Annotated in this window: 19 protein-coding genes and 1 pseudogene; 13 read left to right on the top strand and 7 right to left on the bottom strand. The window is 37.4% G+C overall.

The features are described 5' to 3' along the window. The first annotated feature begins 708 nt into the window (after positions 1-708). Positions 709-867: a hypothetical protein gene (locus tag ACQKMH_RS19520; protein ID WP_427589080.1), complete on the top strand. Its 159-nt coding sequence runs from the start codon at positions 709-711 to the stop codon at positions 865-867. A 361-nt stretch (positions 868-1,228) separates the two neighbouring features. On the opposite strand, the gene ACQKMH_RS19525 is transcribed toward ACQKMH_RS19520, so the two are convergent. From ACQKMH_RS19525 to ACQKMH_RS19535, 3 genes are read right to left on the bottom strand one after another with little or no spacing between them, the layout of a single operon-like run. Further along, entirely contained in the window at positions 1,229-1,408 is a 180-nt protein-coding gene (locus ACQKMH_RS19525) for an alanine--tRNA ligase-related protein (RefSeq protein ID WP_427589081.1), read from the bottom strand. After that, positions 1,377-2,453 (bottom strand): threonine aldolase family protein, encoded by a 1,077-nt coding sequence (locus ACQKMH_RS19530; RefSeq protein WP_377359119.1) that lies wholly within the window; start codon positions 2,451-2,453, stop codon positions 1,377-1,379. Before ACQKMH_RS19530 ends, ACQKMH_RS19525 begins: the two co-directional genes overlap by 32 nt. After that, positions 2,440-2,898: a MarR family winged helix-turn-helix transcriptional regulator gene (locus ACQKMH_RS19535; RefSeq protein WP_427589082.1), complete on the bottom strand. Its 459-nt coding sequence runs from the start codon at positions 2,896-2,898 to the stop codon at positions 2,440-2,442. Before ACQKMH_RS19535 ends, ACQKMH_RS19530 begins: the two co-directional genes overlap by 14 nt. A gap of 224 nt (positions 2,899-3,122) precedes the next feature. On the opposite strand from ACQKMH_RS19535, the gene ACQKMH_RS19540 reads away from it, so the two are divergent. Continuing rightward, positions 3,123-6,188, top strand: coding sequence for a peptidase G2 autoproteolytic cleavage domain-containing protein (locus ACQKMH_RS19540; protein ID WP_427589083.1), 3,066 nt, complete (start codon positions 3,123-3,125; stop codon positions 6,186-6,188). A 229-nt stretch (positions 6,189-6,417) separates the two neighbouring features. Here the strand turns inward: ACQKMH_RS19540 and ACQKMH_RS19545 are convergent, their stop codons facing one another. Continuing rightward, positions 6,418-7,044 (bottom strand): FMN-binding negative transcriptional regulator, encoded by a 627-nt coding sequence (locus ACQKMH_RS19545; RefSeq protein ID WP_427589361.1) that lies wholly within the window; start codon positions 7,042-7,044, stop codon positions 6,418-6,420. A gap of 124 nt (positions 7,045-7,168) precedes the next feature. On the opposite strand from ACQKMH_RS19545, the gene ACQKMH_RS19550 reads away from it, so the two are divergent. Together ACQKMH_RS19550 and ACQKMH_RS19555 are read left to right on the top strand one after the other, a co-directional pair. Next, positions 7,169-8,545, top strand: a complete 1,377-nt coding sequence (locus ACQKMH_RS19550; protein WP_427589084.1) for a PLP-dependent aminotransferase family protein — start codon at positions 7,169-7,171, stop codon at positions 8,543-8,545. Positions 8,546-10,229: 1,684 nt separating this feature from the next. Beyond that, entirely contained in the window at positions 10,230-10,571 is a 342-nt protein-coding gene (locus ACQKMH_RS19555) for a hypothetical protein (RefSeq protein WP_230159554.1), read from the top strand. Positions 10,572-10,935: 364 nt separating this feature from the next. Here ACQKMH_RS19555 and ACQKMH_RS19560 read toward each other — a convergent pair whose 3' ends face one another. Beyond that, positions 10,936-11,484 carry a TetR/AcrR family transcriptional regulator gene (locus ACQKMH_RS19560; protein WP_427589085.1) on the bottom strand — a complete coding sequence of 183 codons (549 nt, stop codon included), beginning with the start codon at positions 11,482-11,484 and terminating at the stop codon, positions 10,936-10,938. Positions 11,485-11,706: 222 nt separating this feature from the next. Here ACQKMH_RS19560 and ACQKMH_RS19565 point away from each other — a divergent pair, with 222 nt between their 5' ends. From ACQKMH_RS19565 to ACQKMH_RS19575, 3 genes are all read left to right on the top strand, one after another. Beyond that, the gene (locus ACQKMH_RS19565) at positions 11,707-12,036 is read left to right on the top strand and encodes a carboxymuconolactone decarboxylase family protein (protein ID WP_427589086.1); all 330 of its coding nucleotides are present in this window, start codon (positions 11,707-11,709) and stop codon (positions 12,034-12,036) included. A 42-nt stretch (positions 12,037-12,078) separates the two neighbouring features. Beyond that, complete coding sequence (locus ACQKMH_RS19570; RefSeq protein WP_427589087.1) at positions 12,079-12,825, top strand: SDR family oxidoreductase; 747 nt, start codon at positions 12,079-12,081, stop codon at positions 12,823-12,825. Positions 12,826-13,101: 276 nt separating this feature from the next. Further along, complete coding sequence (locus ACQKMH_RS19575) at positions 13,102-13,497, top strand: cupin domain-containing protein (RefSeq protein ID WP_427589088.1); 396 nt, start codon at positions 13,102-13,104, stop codon at positions 13,495-13,497. Positions 13,498-13,859: 362 nt separating this feature from the next. Here the strand turns inward: ACQKMH_RS19575 and ACQKMH_RS19580 are convergent, their stop codons facing one another. Next, positions 13,860-14,696, bottom strand: coding sequence for a DUF2935 domain-containing protein (locus ACQKMH_RS19580; RefSeq protein WP_427589089.1), 837 nt, complete (start codon positions 14,694-14,696; stop codon positions 13,860-13,862). 455 nt (positions 14,697-15,151) lie between these two features. On the opposite strand from ACQKMH_RS19580, the gene ACQKMH_RS19585 reads away from it, so the two are divergent. From ACQKMH_RS19585 to ACQKMH_RS19595, 3 genes are all read left to right on the top strand, one after another. Further along, positions 15,152-16,522 (top strand): amino acid permease, encoded by a 1,371-nt coding sequence (locus ACQKMH_RS19585; RefSeq protein ID WP_427589090.1) that lies wholly within the window; start codon positions 15,152-15,154, stop codon positions 16,520-16,522. Positions 16,523-17,415: 893 nt separating this feature from the next. Next, positions 17,416-17,742 carry a hypothetical protein gene (locus tag ACQKMH_RS19590; RefSeq protein WP_427589091.1) on the top strand — a complete coding sequence of 109 codons (327 nt, stop codon included), beginning with the start codon at positions 17,416-17,418 and terminating at the stop codon, positions 17,740-17,742. A gap of 764 nt (positions 17,743-18,506) precedes the next feature. Further along, positions 18,507-20,387: a XylR N-terminal domain-containing protein gene (locus ACQKMH_RS19595; protein WP_427589092.1), complete on the top strand. Its 1,881-nt coding sequence runs from the start codon at positions 18,507-18,509 to the stop codon at positions 20,385-20,387. Positions 20,388-20,419: 32 nt separating this feature from the next. Here the strand turns inward: ACQKMH_RS19595 and ACQKMH_RS19600 are convergent. Next, a pseudogene (locus ACQKMH_RS19600) lies at positions 20,420-20,619 on the bottom strand (IS5/IS1182 family transposase); the annotation flags it as partial. Between the two features lie 428 nt (positions 20,620-21,047). Between ACQKMH_RS19600 and ACQKMH_RS19605 the strand changes: the two are divergent. The 3 genes from ACQKMH_RS19605 to ACQKMH_RS19615 all read left to right on the top strand — a co-directional run bounded on the left by ACQKMH_RS19605 (position 21,048) and on the right by ACQKMH_RS19615 (position 23,638). Further along, the gene (locus ACQKMH_RS19605) at positions 21,048-22,235 is read left to right on the top strand and encodes an acyl-CoA dehydrogenase family protein (RefSeq protein ID WP_427589093.1); all 1,188 of its coding nucleotides are present in this window, start codon (positions 21,048-21,050) and stop codon (positions 22,233-22,235) included. Positions 22,236-22,305: 70 nt separating this feature from the next. Then, a complete protein-coding gene (locus ACQKMH_RS19610; protein WP_427589094.1) occupies positions 22,306-22,785 on the top strand; it encodes a flavin reductase family protein in 480 nt (159 codons plus the stop codon). Positions 22,786-22,804: 19 nt separating this feature from the next. Beyond that, positions 22,805-23,638 carry an adenylyltransferase/cytidyltransferase family protein gene (locus ACQKMH_RS19615; RefSeq protein WP_427589095.1) on the top strand — a complete coding sequence of 278 codons (834 nt, stop codon included), beginning with the start codon at positions 22,805-22,807 and terminating at the stop codon, positions 23,636-23,638. The last annotated feature ends 14 nt before the right edge of the window (positions 23,639-23,652 follow it).

Genomic DNA, 23,652 nt, shown 5'->3' on the forward strand with positions numbered 1-23,652 from the left:
TATAAAAAAATTAGGTCAATTAGAGATTCTGAAATGTTATGAAAAGTGTACTAGTTTGAATGCCCTCTTCAATCCTGGTTAATATGCATAAATGTGCTACCATGTCACAAAAAAAGTAACTATCCGAGTGCTAGAATAGTTACTTTCGGAGAGGAGATATATATAAAGAGTGGAACAATATTCCGGAGGTTTAGGTTCCAATGAAACCCAACTTGTTACCTACCAAAAGAAAAATGTTTTGCGAAATACTTTAATCTTAATCTTAGTCTTAATTTCAATTTCTTTTTTACTTTTTTTGCTCATTTTTCCCTCACCTACCTATATGACATAAAATATTTTATGAATGTTGGACAAGTTATGACACGGCATGATTATGAAGCATACGACAGAAACCATTGAGTTAAGAGTCTTAACTTTACATTCAAAATGCAGTAGTCAAAAGGAGGTTCCGACGAAATGGGATATTCCGAGAAGAACAAGAAACTTCATTCGTTTTTGACAATAGTACGGGTAAGTGTACTGTTTACTCTACTGTGCCTTACACATTCGAAAACTCTCTAATTTAGCAGAGTGATTCATCATAGAATCCGAGGGTGATCGACCGATAGAGGGAACAAGCAGCTGAAAGGTTTTCTAAGGCAAGAAACGCCTTATAAATAAAGAAAAACAAAACTATAAACCCAATCGGAACGAAAGGGAGCCAATAACATGACAACAGCTAAGTTGAACGTATTATTTAGAAAAATTCAAAAGGATGATATATACGAAGTTCTTATGTTCCAAGTTCAAGGGGATGAATTACCGCATGCTAATGAAATTTTAAAAATGCGAGGATTCACTATGATGCTGAAAGATGAAAGAAAGTGAGAATCAGTCTATTCATTATTTACATAAAAATAAAGAAAAACGTCCCTGTTTAGTAAAAGTGCAGGGATTAATTTGATCTTAAACACAAATAACCCCGTTCAAGTAATTATGAACGGGGTTAAATATTTCCTTATGATATACTAATTTTACTCTAATCCCGCATGATCTTTTTCAATTTGACTACTTGTAGATAAAGCATTGTAATGTTGATATAAATAACCTGAAATGACATGCAATAATGTGTGGTACCGCATATTCTGAAACCGCCAAGACCAGTCAATCTGCATCTCTACTGTTTGATAAATGTCCTGTAATGGACGTTCAAGTTCATGTATAATTTCTTCATCTATTTTTTTTACTGTTAATATATTATAGGTTTTATCACCTTGTTTAAAGTAATCCCTCGGTCACAAGGCTGTCCACCGCCACCTGGATAAAAAATCGTTTGATTAAACACAACAAATTGTTCTTTTATTGAAACAATATTTGCCGTACATTCTTTTATATAACTATTCTCTGCATATAACTCTATCGTTGCCATTTTTTTCTCCTGTAGTCGCCTTAATATCTTCTACTAGCATTTCAACATGTTCTTTTTTCGTTGACCAACTAGTACAAAATCTCATAGCACTGTGTGTAGCATCGACTTTTTCCCAGAAGGAAAATGAATACTTTTTGCCTAATTGCAAAATTACATCATCCGGCAAAATGGGAAACTGCTGATTTGATGTAGAATCATATCGTAATGAAAATCCATTTTCAACAAATGCATCTCGAATCTTGATTGCCATTTCCACGGCATGATTAGAAATTTCATAGTATAACCCATCTTCAAATAAAGTTTCAAACTGGATCCCCAAAAGTCTTCCCTTAGCCAATAATCCTCCCTTTTGCTTGATAATATATCGGAAATCCTTTTTCAGGGCATCATTTATGATGACTACTGCTTCACCAAACATCGCACCAACTTTAGTTCCGCCAATATAGAATACATCACATAGACTTGCAATATCTGCCAAGGTTAAATCGCTATCCATTGAAGCCAAACCATATCCTAATCTAGCGCCATCCATTACCAATGGCAAACGACATTCCCGGCAAACTTTACTTAATGCTTCCAATTCGACTTTACTATATGTCGTTCCATTTTCTGTAGGGTTAGAAATGTAAACCAATCCTGGCTGTACCATATGCTCATGAGTGACATCATTCCAATGCGCATCATATAAATCTTTCACCTGTGCTGCTTGGATTTTCCCATCGTCACTCGGTAAAGTAAGTATTTTATGACCCGTTGCTTCAATTGCGCCAGATTCATGTGCGGCTATATGACCAGTAATTGCTGAAACTGCACCTTGATGTGGGCGCAAAATGGAAGCGATAATAGTTGTATTCGTTTGTGTTCCTCCTACTAAAAAGTGTATATCTGCATTCGGGGCATCACACTCTTTTCTAATGTAGGCCCTCGCTTTTTCACAGTGTTCATCCACTCCATATCCGGGTGTTTGTTCTTCATTGGTTTCTATTAATCGTTCCAGAATTCGCTTATGAGCACCTTCTGTATAATCATTTTCAAATCGTATCATCCTGTAATTCCTCCAAACTATCCAATTTCTTCTGAATGAACATCATAGAAGCATGGATTTCTTTAATTTCTTTTTCTGATAATCCTCTAAATAAATTCATTACTTGTTCATTAGATTTTTCATTAATCTGGTTAAAAATAGTGATTCCTTTAGGAGTTAATCGAATCAGACTAGTTCTGCTATCCAAGGTCGAATTTTCCTTGATGACTAGTCCATCTTTACTTAGCTTGGCAATTATTCTACTCATATAGCTACGATCAATTTTCAGTTTATCAACTAGATCATTTGCTATACACTGCTCCAATAAACCGATTTCTAAAAGTACCCTTGCCTCTGTGAAAGAATATCCGGTATCCAATATATGCTTATCAAATAAACCAAGTATATTGGTATAAAATCTATTGAATTTCCGAATATCTGCAATAGTATTATTATTTATATTCATTGGAAGCTCCTTTTTAGTGGACTGTATCAACTAAAACTTTAGTTTAATTAGTGGACTTTGTCAACTTTTTTTAATGAAGGATAAATCGTTATATACTATCCCTCCATTTTCAATTTCTTCGATTTCAAATGTGGGACTTGTCCATGCCATATTTTTGATAATGCATACAGTAATAATATGTTCATTTTTTATAACTTAAAATAAACGTGGAATGGAGAATCTTGATGGCCAATGGATGTAACCAGAATCCGATAGGGGATTGTTCGGAAGCTGAAGGAATGAATACAACTGCTAATGGGACAGCCTCACATGCAGAAGGAATGAATACAATTGCCAACGGGTCTGCTTCCCATGCAGAAGGAAGTACTACAACTTCAGGTGGGAACGCTACACACACGGAAGGGTTTAATACAGAAACAACAGCTGATACGGCACATGCAGAGGGATCTACTACGACAGCAAGCGGTATAGCTTCCCACGCGGAGGGGTATCTAACTACCGCCAGTGCAAATACTTCCCATGCGGAAGGAAGTGTAACAATTGCGACGGGAAACTCTTCCCATGCGGAGGGGTTCCAGACTGCGGCGATTGCTGATACGGCACATGCAGAGGGATCTACTACGACAGCAAGCGGGGTTGCTTCCCATGCGGAAGGTTTTGCGACGAATGCAAGTGGAGTCCAATCGCATGCAGAGGGAAATAATACAACAGCAGCTGGAGCTAATTCGCATACAGAAGGATTGAATACACAAACAACGATTAGCGGTGTTAATGCGCACGCAGAAGGAGAAGGGAATACGGCTAGTGGCAGGGCCTCCCATGCGGAAGGAGGTGGAGTAGATCAAATAGGTAATCCAGCACCTACCTTAGCAAGTGGGGATGGTGCTCACGCAGAAGGCATAGGGACAACCGCTAGTGGACCTGCTGCACACGCAGAAGGATTCAATACATCTGCAAGTGGTTCTGTTGCCCATGCCGAAGGAGTTGGTACAATCTCCAGTGGTTCTGTTGCTTCCCATGCGGAAGGAGTCAATACAACTGCTAGTGGATTTGCTGCTCATGCCGAAGGGTTAGGCACAATTGCCAGTGGAAATTCTTCTCATGCCCAAGGGGAGGGCTCTATCTCCAGTGGGCTACGATCTCACGCGGAAGGACAAAGTACAACCGCAAGTGGGGAAGCTTCTCATGCCGAGGGTAGCAATACAAACGCTACTGCAACGGATTCCCATGCAGAAGGATTTCAGACTACCGCCAGTGGATTTGCGTCACATGCCGAAGGCAATACAACTCTAGCACAAGGTGAAAGTGCTCATGCGGAAGGATCCTCTACTATTGCAAGTGGAATAGTTTCCCATGCCGAAGGAATTAGAACAACTGCAAGCGGGGATGCCACTCATGCGGAAGGTTTTGAAAGCATAGCAAATGGATTTGCGTCCCATGCCGAAGGCCAGTCAAGAGCTTTTGGGTCGACGTCCCATGCGGAAGGCGCTTCGCTAGCTAATGGAGGAGTTTCTCATAGTGAAGGTTTGTTTACAACTGCCAATGGAGACCAATCGCATGCAGAGGGAAATAATACAACAGCAGCCGGAGCTAATTCGCACACAGAAGGATTAAATACGCAAACAACGATCAGCGGTGTTAACGCGCACGCAGAAGGAGAAGGAAATACGTCAAGTGGCAGGGCCTCTCACACAGAAGGCGGTGGTGTGGACCTACTTGGTAATCCTGCTCCCAATTTTGCTAGTGGACAGAGTTCACATGCTGAGGGAATCGGAACAACTGCAAGTGGGTTTGCTGCTCATGCGGAAGGGGGAACCGAAGATATTACGTCCCTGTCTGGTCCGCAAGCTATGGGGGATTTCTCTCATGCAGAGGGTAATAGCACCTCGGCCAGTGCAGAAGCAGCCCATGCAGAAGGAAACTTAAGCATCGCAAACGGAATTGCCTCCCATGCAGAGGGAAGCGGAACTTTGGCTATGGGAGATTTCTCTCATGCAGAGGGTAATAGCACCTCGGCCAGTGCAGAAGCAGCTCATGCGGAAGGAAGTTCAACACAGGCCTTAGGCCCAGCATCGCATGCGGAAGGAACGAATACAATTGCGAATGTCCAAAATGCACATGCAGAGGGAAATGGAACTTTCGCTTTTGGTGTGAATTCTCATGCAGAAGGATCGAGCACCAATGCAAGTGGGTTCGCTGCTCATGCAGAAGGTAACGGATCCACTGCAAGCGGAGATCATTCACATGCGGAGGGAGAAAATACGGTTGCTTCTCAAACAGCGGCCCATGCAGAGGGAGGAGGAAGTACTGCGAGTGGAATTGCTTCCCATGCAGAGGGAACAAATACGAATGCTTTTGGGATATCCTCTCATGCGGAAGGCCAAGGGACGCAAGCCAACGGAGCAATTTCTCATGCAGAAGGGAGTCAGACACAAGCACAGGCTCCTTTCTCCCATTCAGAGGGTCTAAATACGGTCGCAGCTCAAACTGGTTCTCATATTATGGGGCAAAATGGGACCACACGCTTCCCTTTTTCCTGGCATTTGGCAAACGGTCTTGCTGTTGGGCCAACGTTAAATTCCGCTGTAATCGAAGGGGCGACAGGAAATCTCTACCTGGACGGTGTTGTGTTGTCTCCTGCTGCAGCCGATTATGCTGAAATGTTTGAAACGGTTGATCGAAACCCAATTGATGTTGGCTACTTTGTTACTTTCGATGGTGCAGGTGATAAAATACGGAAAGCGAATGATGCAGATCAGTATATTCTCGGGGTAGTGAGTGCAACTCCAGCAATGATTGCGGATGCAAGTGATTTGCGCTGGCACAACCTCTTCGAAAAAGATGAATGGGGCAGGATTCAATACCATGAGGTGGTTGTACCTGAAATGAAAAATGCTGATGGAACAGTGGTACAACCAGAGTTTACAAAAACTGAACCAATATTAAATCCTGAATGGGACGCTTCAAAAGAATATACCCCACGTTTGCAAAGACCTGAATGGGTTCCTGTTGGTCTTTTGGGAAAACTTCTGGTTCGGGATGACGGTACATGTCAGCCGAATGGATATTGTAAACCTAATAATGAAGGGCTTGCAACAGCAGCAGATCATGGATACAGGGTGATGAAGCGTACGGGACCTAATCAAATATTAGTGATGCTTAACTCTATTCCTTCAATAAAAGAGATTGATATTGTTGACAAGTTAGAAAATCTAGCAAAATTAAAAGTACAAGGATTTCTAACAGATGAGGAGTTTCAAACGCAAAAACTAAAATTATTATCGTTATAAAAGCCTGCCCTATAAAAAAACAGCCTGTTCACATGAACATGGCTGTTTTTTTAAGTAAATCAAAGTTAGGTCTAATATTTTTAACTATTACCGTAATATCATTATCATCGTTAGATTCCACTTGATCGATTCGGAAATCCTCACTAGCAACATATCTACCTTTTATCTGCTGAACCCAATCGAATGCCGTAATGGCTGCTCTCCAGCTAACGCACCCATCATGACAAAGTTAAATCCTTTTATTTATATTTTTTAAGTTTTTCTTCATTAGATGGGATACTCGTAGATTTTCTTGATTAGAAGTGTTTTCTAGATGCTTGATAATTAATTCTTGACGTTCCACAGGATGATTTTGACTTAATTTAGCTTTCGCTTCAATTTTTGTGATTATTATTTTGAATGCTACAATCCCTTTACTCATTCCTTCGATAAAATTGGAATCTACATCATTTAATTTGTATAGGCTATCTGTTCCTTCATATTTGTTTACCATGTCATTTAATGAATCGAATATTACTTTTGGATCTTCAACAATCTCAATCTTTCCATATACATGGATAGACACATAATTCCAGGTAGGAACTGCCATCGTTGTTTCATACCAAGACGGAGATATATAACAGTGAGGACCCTGAAAAACCACAAGAACTTGTTGGTTTTCTATATCCTTCCATTGTTCATTTGGGCGAGCAAAATGACCATATAGAGCACTTTCATCTTTATTTAATGTGAGTGGAAGATGGGTTGCGTACGGTTCTCCATTGTGCTGAGAAAATAAAGTGGCAAAGCTGTTCTTTTCGATAAAATCATAAATCATTTCTTCATCATTGAGTTGAAAATGTTTAGGAATATGCATCATGTTTCCTCCTATTTACTTGTTTTTTCTTTCATTCATCGCTTATATAAGATATTCTACGATGCGAATTGACATTTAAAAAGGTACAATTATATAAAAATAGACATGTCAAAGGTGATTGTAAATGAAAAATACCATTTTTGCGTTTAAGGATGAATCTCCCAAATACAAACAAATATACGAGCAATTTAAATTATTTATAGAGCGAGGTGACATACCAGCAGGTGATCCATTGCCCTCCATTCGCCACCTTGCCGACTCCCTTCAAGTAAGCCGCAATACGACATTAATGGCATATGAACAGCTTGTAGCTGAAGGCTATATACGTGGAGAAGGTCGAAAAGGGTATTTTGCAAATGCATTAGAGCCACTTTTATTTCAAGATGCTTTAGTCCCACGTCATAAACAAACAAAGTCGGTGACACCGGTCCTGATTGATTTCCGAGCAGGAGCCGTAGATCAAACCAATTTCCCCTTGAAAATTTGGAGGAGAATAGCAAATCGAGTGTTAACATTAGAGGAGAGCTTTCGATATGGAGAACCCTTTGGTGAGGTATGCTTGCGTGAACAAATCGCCACATATTTACTCCAATCTCGTGGGGTGAAAACAGATGCAAATTCGATTATCATCGGCAGTAGTACCCAACAAATGTTGATTCATCTTGGACAAATCCTGATGGGTGATTTCCCAAGCATTGTCGTAGAGGACCCAGGGTATGATGGAGCTAGGGAAGCTTTTCAATTCCATCATTTTACTCTGGAAACATTACCAGTTTATGAAACAGGTGCTGATCTTTCAAAATTAGAACAAGTGAAGTCACAATTAATCTATGTAACACCCTCCCATCAAAGTCCAATTGGAGTAAGTATGTCCATTCAACAAAGGCAAATGCTTATTCATTGGGCTAACAAGATGCAAGGATATATTATCGAAGACGATTATGATAGTGAATTTCGCTATACGCAACAACCATTTCCAGCACTTTCTTCCATTGATTCAACAAGAGTTATTTACCTAGGGAATTTCTCAAAGTCCTTTCTTCCAGGACTACGTCTAAGTTATATGGTGCTGCCAGAGCTACTTATAAACCGTTATAAAGATCAATTTCTTCATTTCGAGAGTACCACTTCTCTTCTTAGCCAGCTTACAATGGCTAAATTTATGGAAGAAGGAGAATGGAATCGCCATATTAAACGTATGCGTCTTGTTTATAAGCGAAAAATGCAGTGCATTGTTTCCGAATTAAAAAAATACTTCAAACAAAATATATCCATTATTGGGGAGCAGTCTGGTTTGTACTTATTAGTTAAGATACGTTTGAATCGTTCAGAAGAATGGCTAATTGAACGTGCTTCCTTTTTTGGAGTTAAAGTGTATCCTACCTCCATTTACTTCATTAAAAATCATTCTGATGAAACAGTTCTTAAATTTGGTTTTAGTAATCTTACTTGCGATGAAATCCAGTTAGGCGTGAAGCTTTTAAAAGAGGCTTGGTCATAAAAAGCACCCCGTCCGTTAGTTGATTCCAAAGAAAACGTACTTGTTCATCACAAAAACTTTGAAATAACAGCAGATTGAAGTGGAATTTGATGATGATATAGTGAAGGTCTCGTTTTTAGTTAATCGAATAAAAAGATGCACTGCAAACAGTAATATTTTAAAAGGCTGTTCGCAGTGCTTTTTTTAAGACCATCCCCATATTCAAACAATCCCGATTATTACAGTAATAAACAATATAGAAAGAAATAAGGGCATTAATGCAATAGAATATTTCAATTGCAACACGGTGAAGTGGCCTTATAGGTCGGCTGGCTTTACCATGTGCAATAAATGCAAAGTAAAAACAGCTACTTTCATTTGGAGGTGAAAAATAGTTATATTTGCATCTGAGTGCTTTTTCTTTTGGACATAGAAGGTGATGGAGAATCGATTGAATAATGCCTGGGCAATAGGGGTGTGCAAATGAAATAAGAAAATCGCTCATCTGTTGAACCTACAATTGCAGAAGGAATTAACACAGAAGATGAATTGAAAAGGGATTTTACAAAAGAAGAGATAGACAAAGGCGATTACACAGAAGTAACCACTTTGTCTTTGGATGAAAAAGGTGATTTCAAGAGTTAGGACTTTTGGATTTACTTAACCAGGTCTCTAAATTAACGTTATTTTCATAGTAAAATTCACTTATGTTTAGCTCTCAATCGTGTTAATTTCCTCTTGTGAGTTTTTATTGCTGTTTCTTTACCTTTTAGGCTTTTAGTAATTACTCCATCGCTTTCTACAACAACCAAATTATTGGTTCCGTCTTGATAATTCTTATAGCTAATATACATAATTACCATCCTCTCTTCATACAGCAATGATAAAATGTTTCATTTTCATTCTTCTAAAATAATTATAGGATATGTTTTTTAAGCCTGTGTTAAAAAACAACAAAGATTGCGAAAACAACATTGAAAGCTAAAGCTCATTCATCTGTAAAGATTTTTGATTTTATGAGTGTGTAACTAAGCCAAGTGTTTCCAACATTACGGTTAAGAATAATAAAGGAAAGTCAGATTCAGTAATAGTCAAAGGATTGAAAAAAAGTGATGTTGTAAAACTATATACATCCTCCGGGAAGTATCTATCAAGTAAAAAGTCCACTTCCTCCTCTGCAACCATCACGGTTAATCAGTTAAGTAAGGGTTCAGGTTCCGTTTATGTAACAGTAACACGCCCTGGAATGAATGAAAGCGACAAAGTGAAGAAGACATACAAAGCAGAATAGTATAGTAAAACTAGTACTGGATAAAAAGAAAAGAGGATTAGCGGCTGACAATAGGCTAAATGAAGGCAAAGAGTCGGCAGAAAATTCGTGTTTCATGGGTAATAGAGAAAAGAGGCGACACTCAAATTAGGAGTGTCGTCTTTTAGTATACAAAAAGGGAGTGTATTCATATGTGGAACTGAGTGGGAAATGGAGATAATAAAAAGAGCTGGAATCAAAAAAACATTGCTAGCCATCACAATCCACCTTTTAAAGCTTTAAATAAGGCGTGATTTTTTTTATTTCTACACCTTATCTTTTTAATTACTGAATTATTTTTCAAGGTTGCTCGAGGTATGTCCCATGATCTTTCATTAATAAAGAAGGTATAAACCCCTTGTTTGGAGAATATTTTGACAAAAGGGGGTTGTATAATTGCGGAATAATATTGAAATGGATTTATCAAAAGAGGATATTTTAAAAATGATTGTTCAACACCTGGGTGTATTCCCTTTAACTAGTCTAGGGGCTATTAGAGAAGTGATTAGAAGTTCTTTGAAACAGCGTGGGTTTATTAGAGGGGTAACCGAACATTTAAGTGCTGCGACTATACCATATAATCGAAAAATAACTGAAGAAGATATTCGTTTAATAAATGATTGCATATATGACCTTTTATATAGCCGCGTTATCACACCAGGTATTAATGATGATAATCAGGATTTACCTTGGATTCGTGTATCAGATAAAGAAAAACTTAAAAATATATGTATTTAACAAATTATCGATAGACTTGATCAGACTGTAGGCACTAGGAGTCTATCAGAAGGTACGAGACTCCTGCGGGAAAAGCGCGTCTAGGGGAGAATCCTTTAGGCGCAAGAAGAGGGCGGACCGCCAGCGGAAAGCGAGTGCCCTACGTTCCAATCAACGTTTACATTGTAAAATCCATAAAAAAACAGTAGGCAAACTCAATTTTCATCGAGTTTGCCTACTGTCTGGGGGAGAGCACATAATAATATGTGCTCTTTTGTTATCTCTAAGTGATAGCTTAAGTACAGTTCTGCATATTCTCACTAAAATTGAATGGTGAATGACGTTTCATTTGTTCCTCACTAATTGAGGATGCTTTTTAAAGAAGTTACAATAGATTCCTGTCTAACAATATTCCCATTTGTTCTGCCACGACTTGAGGTGGATCAGGTATACCTTTCGTGAAATAAGATTCCACTACACCTACGACAGCTGATCCAAAGAATGTAAGAATAACATCTTTACTTAATCCTTGATTTGTTCCTTCTGATATATTCACATCGCCCTTTAATTCTTCAATGACAAATTCCAGGAACTGACTCCGAAAAGTAGAAGCTCCTTTACTCTTTAACATCGTCGAAAAGAATAAATAATTACTTTCAAAGTATTCAAACCAAATAATATTCCCATCTTTAAAATCCATTTCGGACGCGGATTGGCAGAGTTTTCTTAGTTCGTTAATATGTTCTTCAATGAGTTTATCCAGTAAATCAAACTTATCCATGTAGTGATGATAAATGGTTCTTCGGCCAACATTCGCCCTGTCAGATATATCCTGTATCGTAATTTGATCGAAATTATTTTCAGACATTAGTTCAATAAAAGCTTTTTTTATGGCTTCTTGAGATTTGAGTATTCTTCTATCCACCCTAGACATTGTGAGAGTCACCAAACTTTCATAAAGATAATTACACAATTTTATTAAAATTGAGCAATAAGGCACAAATTGTGATTATTTGATTATTGCAGACATCAAGTTTTCATTTTATATTATACACAGATGTGCGATATCGTATCAATGTGTATTTACTATCGGGGCATTATATTTATACACATCAGCATAAGAAAATAGTGAATTGAAAAAGAAAGAAGGGATAAAATGTCAAATCCAAATGACCTTACTCCTGCACAGAAAATGATCGGAGAGTTTGCTCCCAAACTTGTACAATTAAACGATGATGTTTTATTTGCGGATGTATGGGAGCGTAAGGAGCTTTCTCCTCGTGAACGTAGTTTAATAACTGTATCTTCTTTAATAACTGGTGGAAATACAGAACAACTAGGTTTTCATTTCAATAAAGCAAAAGAAAATGGCCTTACTGAAGAAGAACTTATTGAAGTCATTACCCATCTTGCTTTTTATGCTGGTTGGCCAAAAGCGATGTCAGCCATAACGGTGGCTAAAGAATTGTTTTCGGAAGAAAAGTAAAAATAATGTTTAAAAAGTAGTTATAAAGAAAGGATGTTTTGTGTGTCTAATATTAAAGATAAAGTTGTCATTATTACGGGTGCTTCTAGTGGTATTGGAGAAGCTGCTGCAAAAGAACTTTCATCTAAAGGTGCGAAGCTAGTATTAGCTGCTCGTCGTGAAGACCGATTGTCGAAATTGCAAGAAGAGCTTCAAAAGAATGGCGGACAAGCTATCTATAAAGTGACGGATGTGACTGCCCATGAGCAATTGGAAGAGTTAGCCGAGTACGCTCTTAAAGAGTTTGGTAAAATCGATGTACTAGTTAATAATGCAGGAGTCATGCCACAATCATTTATGTTCAAGAAAAAAATCGAAGAATGGAATATGATGATCGATGTGAATATTAAAGGGGTTCTTTATGGTATTGCTGCCGTTTTACCTACCATGCGGGAACAGAAATCTGGACACATCATTAATCTTTCTTCCATTGCTGGGCATCATGTCTTTGCTGGTGGATCAGTATATTGTGGTACCAAACATGCAGTGAGAGCAATCACTGAAGGTTTACGTCAAGAAGAAGCAATTAGTGGTACAAATATCCGTACAACAAATATCTCTCCAGGAGCCGTGAGCACGGAATTGACAGAGGGTATCACGGATGTAGAGATAAAACAGGCCTATGATGAATTGTACAAAGGCGCAATTGAACCAGAAAGTATTGCACGTGCGATTGCTTTCGCGATTGAAGAACCTGCAGATGTTGCCATTAATGAAATGATTATTAGACCTACAAAACAACAGGCATAATAGGTGATCATGTTTTGGAAATGAATTGCACAAGAGCGAGAACATCGTCCTAAATACAAAAGTATTGGCCAATATATGTGATGTCATTGGGAAAGTCTTGCTTGAGGAAATTTTGAACACTCTACATCACATTCAGAGAAGGTAAAAGGTTTAACAAAAGATGAAACTGCTGTAATCATCACACATATTTCGCTCTAGGCAGGTTGGCTCAAAGCTTGGTTTACATGTAACATCGCAAAAAAATCTATAAACATTAAAAGAAAGTAGGTTTTATATATGGCATATGAAGAATTAAGCAATAGCACAATCTTTCCAATGGGAGAAAAAGTTGAAGCAAACTTTATCGGGGATGCATACTTACAAATGGTGTTTACAGATAAAACACCACTCAATACTTCAATCGGGAATGTAACCTTCGCTCCTGGTGCTCGCAATAACTGGCACTCTCATAAAATTGGGCAAGTTTTGTTAGTTACTGGTGGTGAGGGTTGGTTTCAAGTAGAAGGAAAACCAGCTAAATTACTCAAAACGGGGGACGTTGTGAATATTCCGCCGCATGTAAAACATTGGCATGGTGCAACAAAAGACAGTTGGTTTGTACACTTAGCAATGACACCGGGAGAAACGGAATGGTTAGAACCTGTTGATGATGAAACGTTTAATAAATTATAAAGGAACGATGCAGCGAGTCAATTGACTTGATGCGTTATTCCTTTATAAAAGTGGAAGTACTTAATCATTCAAGTGAAGAACTTGGTTAATTTTTAACAGAATGAAATAATCACACCCACGCAGCATTAGATATTCTTATATGTTCTGGGTAAACCTGAACTACTTAGTAAAAGAGAAAACATTGCTTCAATTAAGGAATTGCCAAAGAACCAGTTTTAGAGGATTCTAACCGTAAAGAATAGATGCGTACGAAGAGAGAGCATTCCTTCAAATATATAAAAGCCCTTCTCTAATTGAGGAGGGCCAATGTTGGATTTGGTTAAGAGAATTATGATAATTGCATTTTAATAACACTTACTCAATTAATTGTAGTTTTCACCGGTAAGATGGGTTTCAAACATATCGATAATTTCAAGGAAACGTTCGGCTTCACGGAAAACGTGATCTGCCAATAGTGGATGGATAATGCTCTTGATTTTGCATTCCTCGATTAAATCCCTGGCGGTTTTCTTAAAGTCTCGAAGTGATACAACAGACACACGATTCTGATCTAAAAATTGATCCAAAAGAGGGGCTGTTTGAGATTGTGGTTTCATGGACTCTAAGTCTACAGCCTGAAAGACTAATTGATCAAAATCATTGCTAAAGTTTCGCGCCATATCTACAAGCTTTCTTTCCGATGGATCGAGGAGATGTCCGATAAATTTTGCGTGGTCTGCCATTATTCTTAAAAAGAAAACATTTTCCTTGATAATAGAATCTGCGAGTGGTTTCAATTTTCCTTCATTTAACTCTTTTAATCGTTTTCTAAAATAATTGGCTTCCCGGCTTGTATGATCGACTAAAAGAGGGAAATTGTTTGCCCCAGGCAATTTACAAGTAAGGATTAATCCTAATACTTTCCTTTTAAATATAAAAATCCCCGTTGCGGCTTGTTGAACTTCCGAATTAAATCTTCTAATCTGTTCTGGGTCAGTTTGATTTGTAAAAGAATGAGATTGCTGTTCTATCCGTTCAAATACATGATAAAAATGATTAGCTTCTTCAATTAGCTGTGTATCATCACATCTGAAACCCAGTCTTAGAAATAACGAATGTTCCTTCATTATTCTTGACCAAAAACGTATTTCATCCAACGAACGTGCTACAAACATTCCGGATGTATTTCTCATATTAAATTCCTGTGTGTTCTCACTCATAAAAAATCCCCCTTTTTTCAAAACCATCTTTAAAATCTTATTAAAAAGGGGTCAATAGTATACGGCTAAGTTACATATTAAATATAGCTTTTAATTATTAAGGTCATTTAGCCAACACTTGAACCAAACCTACTTAACGAACATTTTCGTATAATCACCGTAATGAAACATTCATCTCTTGGAAGCACTATATAAGCATTTTCCTCTTTAACCTATACGATATACGATACAAGATGTAGGTGAAGTTAAAAACCAAAAGGGGAAAATACAATTAAGATAATCTAGATCTTCGAAAAAGAAGATACCCGTGGGATCTTGGTTAAGTTTCCTAAGGATGGATATTACTGAAAAAATATTTATTAAAAGAATTATGTGAATTTTCAAACATGTGGAAATAGAAACAATAATGGTTTAATATTAAAGGAATATTTTTTTTGGAAGAAGGCGGTTTATTCATGCATCAAGAGGGTGAAAAGCTTCAAAGAGGTTTAAGTAATAGACACATCCAATTAATTGCTCTTGGCGGGGCAATTGGAGTTGGCCTTTTCTATGGGTCTAGTGAAACGATTCAGATGGCGGGGCCTGCAATTCTTCTTTCATATATAGTTGGAGGATTGGTTATTTTTACAATCATGAGGGCTTTGGGGGAAATGGCCGTTGAAGAGCCAGTCTCAGGTTCCTTTAGTTCCTACGCGAACCGTTATCTGGGCTCTTTCGCAGGTTACTTAACCGGATGGACCTATTGGTTTATGTGGGTAGTGGTCGGAATGGCTGAAATTACGGTTGCTGGTGTTTATGTGAACTATTGGTTTCCAGATATCCCTCAGTGGGTTACGGCACTTGTGGTTCTTATTGGGATTACCTTGATTAACCTGATTAACGTAAAAGCGTTTGGGGAGTTTGAATTCTGGTTTGCGATGATTAAAGTTATCGCGATTATCGGAATGATTCTTGCAGGATTGGGAATCATACTCTTTGGTATCGGGAACGAAGGACAACCAATAGGATTTGAAAATCTATGGGCACATGGCGGGTTTATGCCAAATGGAGTTAAAGGCATATTATTTTCACTAGTCATGGTAATGTTTTCTTTCGGTGGGGTAGAATTGATCGGAATTACAGCAGGGGAAGCTGAAAATCCTAAAAAGTCGATTCCTTCTGCCATTAATAACGTAGTTTGGCGAATTCTGATTTTTTACATTGGTGCGCTAGGCATTATGATGGTCTTGTACCCTTGGAATAAAGTTGGCTCAGAAGGAAGCCCATTTGTTCTTATATTTGATAAAGTTGGTATTCCAGGAGCAGCCCATATTATTAATTTTGTTGTTTTGACAGCAGCATTGTCAGCATTTAACAGCGGACTGTTCAGTACTGGGAGAATGCTCTACAACTTATCTCTGCAAAATAATGGCCCAAGATACTTTAGGAAACTAAGCAAACATGGTGCTCCGATTAGAGGCATTTTGTTTTCATCTTCTTTCCTATTAGTTGCGGTCTTTTTAAACTATATTGTTCCCGAAAAGGTATTTATCTATATTTCTGCGGTTGCAACGGTTGCGGTCATAACTAGCTGGACAATTATTTTGATTACACAATTAAAGTTCAGACAGTCCAAAACCAATGATGAAGTGAAAAAACTTAAGTTTAAAATGCCACTACATCCGTTTTCTACTTATATAGCGCTCACTTTCTTAGCACTTGTAATTGTATTAATGGCCTTTATCGACGGCATGCGGGTGGCCTTAGTTGTCGCACCAATATGGTTTGCTGTTCTTTATGTAGGATTTAGATTAAAAAAGAAAGATTCATCTGGAAAAATCAATTGAACAAAAGCACGATATGAAATAGGTGACAATAATTGAGGTTATCGCCTCTGCTTGTTGAGAAAGTAGTATTTCTCAACAAGCTTTTTTTAATTCTTCATTTTTTTTCTTTGAAAAATTGGCATGCTGTTCATATTCCCGCATGCAGTGAGTAGCACTGCTCACTTGCAATAAAACTTCTATTTGACTAAATCTATATTCTTCCACAATTGGCCGTGGCTGCTGAAGGTGATTCGCTTTGTTTATAGAACCAGCTTGCTTGGTGCAATGATTCAATAAAGGGCTGTGATAACAGCTTTATTTGTTCTACAAGAAAAATCACGAAACGCCTGAATTAAGACAGATTTCCCTGCATTTGTTTGTGCGTTGTAATTTCTGGGCAGGAATAAAGACGAAAATAATAAACCAATAGCTTTGAAAAAATGGAAGACATTTTGGTTCAGATCGAGTATCAAAAGCAAGGATATTAGCCTGAATTGGGATTAGGAATGGTAGCTGATAGAGGAAGCAAATACAGATTTTTATAACCAAGTGGGTTTACACCTGTTTCGGGAGGAGTTTGGCATTCGAATAATCAGAGGTGATTGTTAGCTTTAATGATTAAATGGTGCAGAATATTCTTAAATTCACAATGAAGGTAATTGGTTAATTAGATCGTTATTTTTTACCTAGAAAGGGTAGTATGAATCAGTAAAGATCTTTAATAGGCTAAAAGATAAATCATGAGAATCTCAATATAGGATTACCGGTAAAACAGTGGTTGTAAAGATGACCCATTAGATTGACTTTCATATGAAGGACAATGCTGAAACCCTCTGGGAAGCCATTATCAATAATATAAGTAAGTAATAAAATAATCCGATATCAAATGTTTAGAGCAGAAAGAAGGAATAAGAATGGGAGATTTTCTAGTTAATAAAGCAGGTGCTAAAATTTATAATGACACCAATAAACACGAAATTCTTAAAGTTCCAGTATTACTAAACGAAAAATCAAAAGGGGTCATTCATCAGGTTCTTTGTCTAGGTTATTTGGGAGGACAAAGAGAACCGATCATCACTATTAAAGAGTCAAGTGGAGAAATTGTCGCATATCGTTTACCTCATAATTTATATGGATGGGTTGCCAATCTAATGGGATTGAAATTAGAGGGAGTTGATATGTTTCCTGCAAAAGTTGAATTCGGCATATTAAAAGATAAGGCATCTGGGAAAATTCTATAGAAGCATCGGCAACATTTCGTGGTCAGGTAGCTCGTTTTTTACTTCATTGATTTAGCCACAAACAAAAGGTACATGCATAGTACTAAGCTTGTTTAAGATTAGTCACATTAAGTATGTTGTAAAAGGAAAGGGGGATAAGGATGGAAGCCGTTGAAATCTAAAAGGAATGAATCATTACATTTGGCAGCACGATAAAGAATTATTGAAACAATAGGATGAAAATGCTGAAGAGCAAATCCATCGTGCGAGTCCCCCAAGGATTATGGGAATTGGACCCGTTGCCTTTTTATTCTAGGGTTTAACGAATATAATTTATCGCCAATTGGATGATTTCAAAATATAAGATATAGTATATTATACATGTAAACGCAAACATATAATCTTTTTGAATTTAGGGGTTAATCGAAAGAAAACAAGGAATCCAACTGGGACGTGTTATCAAAAAGTCGCCGAAAAAGAATAGATGAAATTACCACAGAGTTAAACATTCCGTATTTTGAGTGTGATTCATATCATCCAATAAAAAATATAATACAGATGAAAGCGTTTTCTTTTCAAAAACGTTAGCGAAAACAAATTCCTTGAATCTTAGGAGCTCCTGAAGGCTATGTTCGATTATCTTTTTCCAGCTTAAAGAAAAAAGATATAAAAGAAGCCATTATTCGGTTTGCAAAAGGTATTGATAGGATGTTACCTACTTTAATCGTACTCATTTACCATTCACTTTCATATTTTCATAAATTACAAAAATAGGGCGTGTTAGCATGAGTATCAAAATCTCTGAAGAGAGTTATGATCATAATTTAGTTGTAAATAACCGCAAGATTTTAACGTCCTCATCGGCTTTGGGGATTCTACGACAACAACTGGTTAGAAATATAGGATTAGAGAGAATTAATAGTTTTCTTTTTCATTTTGGGTGGGAAACTGGCGTGAATGATGCTAAAGAAGCTTTAAAAACTGATTTATCGTTAGAATCTTTAATCAAATATGGACCTATTCTTCATATAAAGAACGGTCATATTAGAGGGATAAAGCATGATTGCTGCGTGGAGTTGGATGAAGATCAAACCATTGTATCTTATCACGCCACCGGGACTTGGTTTGATTCTTATGAGGCAACAGAGCATATAAAGCGAATAGGCATTTCAAAAACGCCAGTTTGTCATACACTTATTGGTTATTCAAGTGGTTTTATGTCAACAGTAAGCGGAGAACCACTTCTTGCTAAAGAAATAACATGTGTGGGTAAGGGGGATTCAGAGTGCCGTTGGATCTTAAGGACACAAAAAGAATGGGAAAGTGAAATGCAGAAAGGTGAACTGCCTTTTTACAATGAAACACCTATTGTAAAAGAACTGGAATATACATATGAACAATTGCTTGAGCAAAAAAATTTCGTTACACGATTAGCCAATTTTCAAAAAAAGTTAACGGAAGAGATAACTCATGGGAGTGATTTGCAAACGATAGCCAATATGGTATTTGACATCGTTCAAATTCCCATCATTATTGAAGGGATAGACTTTCAAACTATCATTTATTCGGGTTTATCAGAAGAAAAATATTTGGAATTGAAAGCTGATCTGGAACAATATATTCAAGAAAACGCTCCAAAGGATCTAGTACAAAGAAAAGAAAAGAATCCATTCCCGTTTAGGAAAAAAACAATTATAACCGCCATACAGGAACGTCTCATTACTCCTATTCTTGTACAAAAGGAGGTCTTGGGATATTGTACCTTTATTTATGAAGACATAAAAAACGATAAACAAGAGGAAGATTATTTGCTTCTAGATCGTTTTGCAACAGCGGCTTCTCTTCTTCTATTAAATGAGAAGACTAAATTTGAGTCTTTCGAGAGAATGAAGGGGAATTTTCTAGAACAAATATTAGACGCAAAGTTCCCTGCAAGTGAACTAATCAAAAGAGGGAAATATACAGGCCTAGACCTGGGACAGCCTTATTATATTACGGTGATGGAATATAAGAAAATGCAAAGTTCTATTGAGGAAGAATTTCTGTTACAGGAACAAATTTCCGAATCTACTTTTCGCTACTTTAATGAAAAAAAGCATAATATATTGGTAAGTCAACGCGATGGAAAAATCATATTATTTATGACGAACGAAACCGCTAAGAGTTCAACGATATATGATTTGATGAAAGAATTTTATAAATATATGATACGAAAATATCCTCAAGGTGAATTTAAGTTTGGAATCAGTAATGCAGGTTATGATATCAAAAATGCATCAAAACATTATGAGGAAGCAACAATTGCCTTACGATTAACGATAAAGAAGAAAATTGTGCCATTTAAAACATTAGGAATCGTTGGAGTGCTGATTAATGCTAATAATAGGAACGGAATTAAAATGATTGCAGAGCAGGAGCTTGGACCTTTATATAACACAAAAGATCCAAAAACAATAGAACTCATTAAAACGTTATACACATTATTGTTAAATGGTGGAAAACTCGAACGGACAATGAGTGATCTTTCTCTTTCAATGAGTGGGTTACGGCATAGGATTAATAAGATAGAAAGTTTGCTAGAAAAAGATATTCGAGATCCAAATGAAACGCATCAATTATTACTGATTATAAAATCCTTAATTGCTTTAGGTGAATTAGACCTCTAATAGAAATCTCTTTTCTGTTATAAATCGAGAGACATATGACTATCATGAGTATTCCCAGTTGTTACAATTGTTCCTAGTAAAAACCGTTGCGGTCTGAGGCCGCATGGAATGAATAAGCAAAGTGTTTTGTTCGTTCATCTTTCACATAATAGCCACTCTCAGGATCAGTTGTCCTTTCTTTAATCTCTTTAGTTTCTTCCTTATCAAATTTATCCGGTGGAAAAGGTTTCTTTCTGGGAGATCCTCAGGCGCAAGCCGAGGACGCTCCCGGACTGCCCACGGAAAGCGAGTGCCATACGTTCTAATCAACGTTTAAATAGTGAAATCCATAAAAAAACTGTAGGCAAATTCGATTTTCATCGAGTTTGTCTACAGTCTGAGACCATCCAGTTTTAACTGGTTGGTCTTTCTTATTTTTCGGAAGTAACATAATTTTAGTCTTTATAGATGAACAAAAAATTGTTATAAAAAGGAGATTTATGAATGGTTTTTGCTCTAGTCTGAATATTTCAAAATCGATACACTATAAATAGACGGTGATATGTAATGCAAGTTGTAAGCGGTAACAAGATTTGAGTTATTCGACCGGTCAATATCATCTTATTTTTTTTAAAAAAACAAACCGTCAACGAAAGAAAAATAAACAAATGAGGTGAAAAAATGGGAAACATTGCACCAATAAAAGAAGAAAATGTAACGATTGAATATATATTAGCAGGTGCGGAAAAAGTCGGAAAATTAGCGGAACAAGAAGCACAAGAAGCGGAGAAAAATGCGACGATTTCTGAAAATGTCATTAATCTACTGAAAGAAACGCAAATATCGAGATTAATGCTCCCTAAGAAATACGGTGGACCTCAAATCGATTTAAGAACGTTTGCGAAGGTTGTTCGTACGGTTGCTAATTATAATATTTCTGCAGCTTGGTTGGCGTATCTTTATCCTCTCCATAATATGTTGCCTTCTTACCTTCCGCAAAAAGGCAGAGATGAAATAGTGAATCAAGGTGGATTAATATGTGATGTATTTGCAGCAATTGGAAAAGCAGAAAGAGATGGGGATGGATACCGGATAAGTGGAAAGTGGAATTTTGCTAGTGGTGTCCTATATTGTGATTGGATTGGCCTTGGTGTTGAGATGCAATTCCCTGATTGTACAAAGCCAGAGGTAGCTTTGCCGATCTTACGGGCATCCGATATTCAAATCGTTGAAAATTGGGATACTTTTGGGCTAAGAGGTTCTGGAAGTAATCAAGTAATTGTGGATAATGTATATGTCCCAATGGAACGTATTTTACGGTTAAAGGAAGCTGAATCTACTCGTAGACCACCAGAGGAAGATTATGATAAGGAATATCCTTTATACCATGTTCCATTTTACCCTGCTTTTTATCTTGGATTTCCAAACATGGCACTTGGTGGTGCAGAGCGTATCCTTTCTGAATTTAAAAAGCTTACCGAAAAACGTGTTCGATTAATGGATGGAATAAGGGAAAGTGAGTCTCCTCGCAGCCAAAGAGTTTTAGCTGAAATGACAACAGAATTTCATGCAGCAGAAGGATTGATGGACCAGTATATTCGATTATTAGAAAACTATGAAAAGGATGGTGCAGTTACCGGATTTGCACAATTCTTTGCTATTAGGACGAAAATAATCAAAATCTGTACAGATATCGCGGTTAGAGCTCTTTCAACTCTTGGAGGTGCAGCTCTCTATAAAGGCGGTACTTTGGAATTGTTTATTAGAGATATCTTATCAGTAGCTACTCATAAGACATCTTTATATGAGGATTCAGTAGCTGCTTACGGTAAGGAACTATTCGGTTTTGATGGAGAGATAAGGGGATAAAAGTAAAAAAATCCACCTATTAATAGAAAAAACTAATTCAAACACACTAAAAATCAGGAGGATCCTTTGAATGGATGATCGTCAATTCCGTAATGCAATGGGTAAATTTGCGACAGGCGTAACAGTAATTGCAACAGAAGTGGATGGGGGGGTGCACGGCATGACTGCTAATGCTTTCATGTCTGTGTCACTTAACCCGAAACTGGTGGTCATCTCACTTGCTGAAAAAGCACAAATGCTTGAAAAGATTAAAAAGAGCAAGACGTTTTCAGTCAATATTCTTTCTGACGATCAACGGGAGTTATCGATGATTTTTGCTGGGCAGTTAAAAGAACATGAAGAAGTAGTGTTTGAACGTCTTGATGGGAAACCCGTTATACCTAGTGCAGTGGCCCAAATCGCCTGTAAAGTATCAGGGGAATATGTGGAAGGTGACCATACGTTGATTATTGGTAAAGTAACCGATATTCACCTTGAAGAATCTGATCCTCTCATTTTTTATAGCGGACGCTACCGTTCATTGTCAGAAGGACAACCTGCCACATTATAGTGGAATGAAGGGAGACTGTATGGAAACGATTCATTTAAACCGGGAAAATTTGGCCACTTGGCAGGAAAAGGCAAGACCGAATGTCATGGCTCTTGGATGTTTTGACGGTCTACATCACGGACATTGTAAAGTGATCAAGACGGCTTTACAGAAGGCGAAAGAAAAAAAAGTGTCTTTAACAGTCATGAGTTTCTTTCCCCATCCGAAAACCGTATTATCGGATGGAAAAGAACGGGTTCACTATTTAATGCCGCTGTCTGAAAAAGAGGAGAGGCTTAGGAAACTTGGCGTCAATACCTTTTATATTGTTCATTTCGATAGAGAATTTGCTAATCTTCCACCAGAACAATTTGTCGCCAAATACTTGATTAATCTCGGGGGTATCCATGCAGTCGCTGGTTTTGACTTTTCGTATGGTTGTAAAGGTGTTGGACATATGGATCGCTTAAAAGACGATTCCGGAGGCATTATTGATGTGACAAAAGTGGCAAAAGTGGAGTACCGTGGCGAGAAAATTAGTTCAACTTATATTAGGAAAAAGTTGTTGGAAGGGGAAGTGGAGGAGTTGTTTAGACTTTTCGGACACTTCTATGAAGTAAAATGTGTTTGGGACGGAGTTTTATTAAAAACTTACCCGTACTATACGCTTCCTGCACCTGGCCGCTATGATGTCACGCTGAAAAATGAGATGGGATCAATGAAAACAGAAGTTATTGTAATGGAAAAGCAAAAAGGTCTAAAATGTGTGATACAGATTCCCTCATTTATGGAAGGGAGACTATCCATTGTGTGGCATCGCCATATCCAGGAAGAAAATGTCCAAACTCAAGACGAGAAAATACTAATATTTTAGTATGTAACTAGTAA

It is taken from the genome of Peribacillus sp. NPDC097895, assembly GCF_050277555.1.
Taxonomy (GTDB): domain Bacteria; phylum Bacillota; class Bacilli; order Bacillales; family DSM-1321; genus Peribacillus.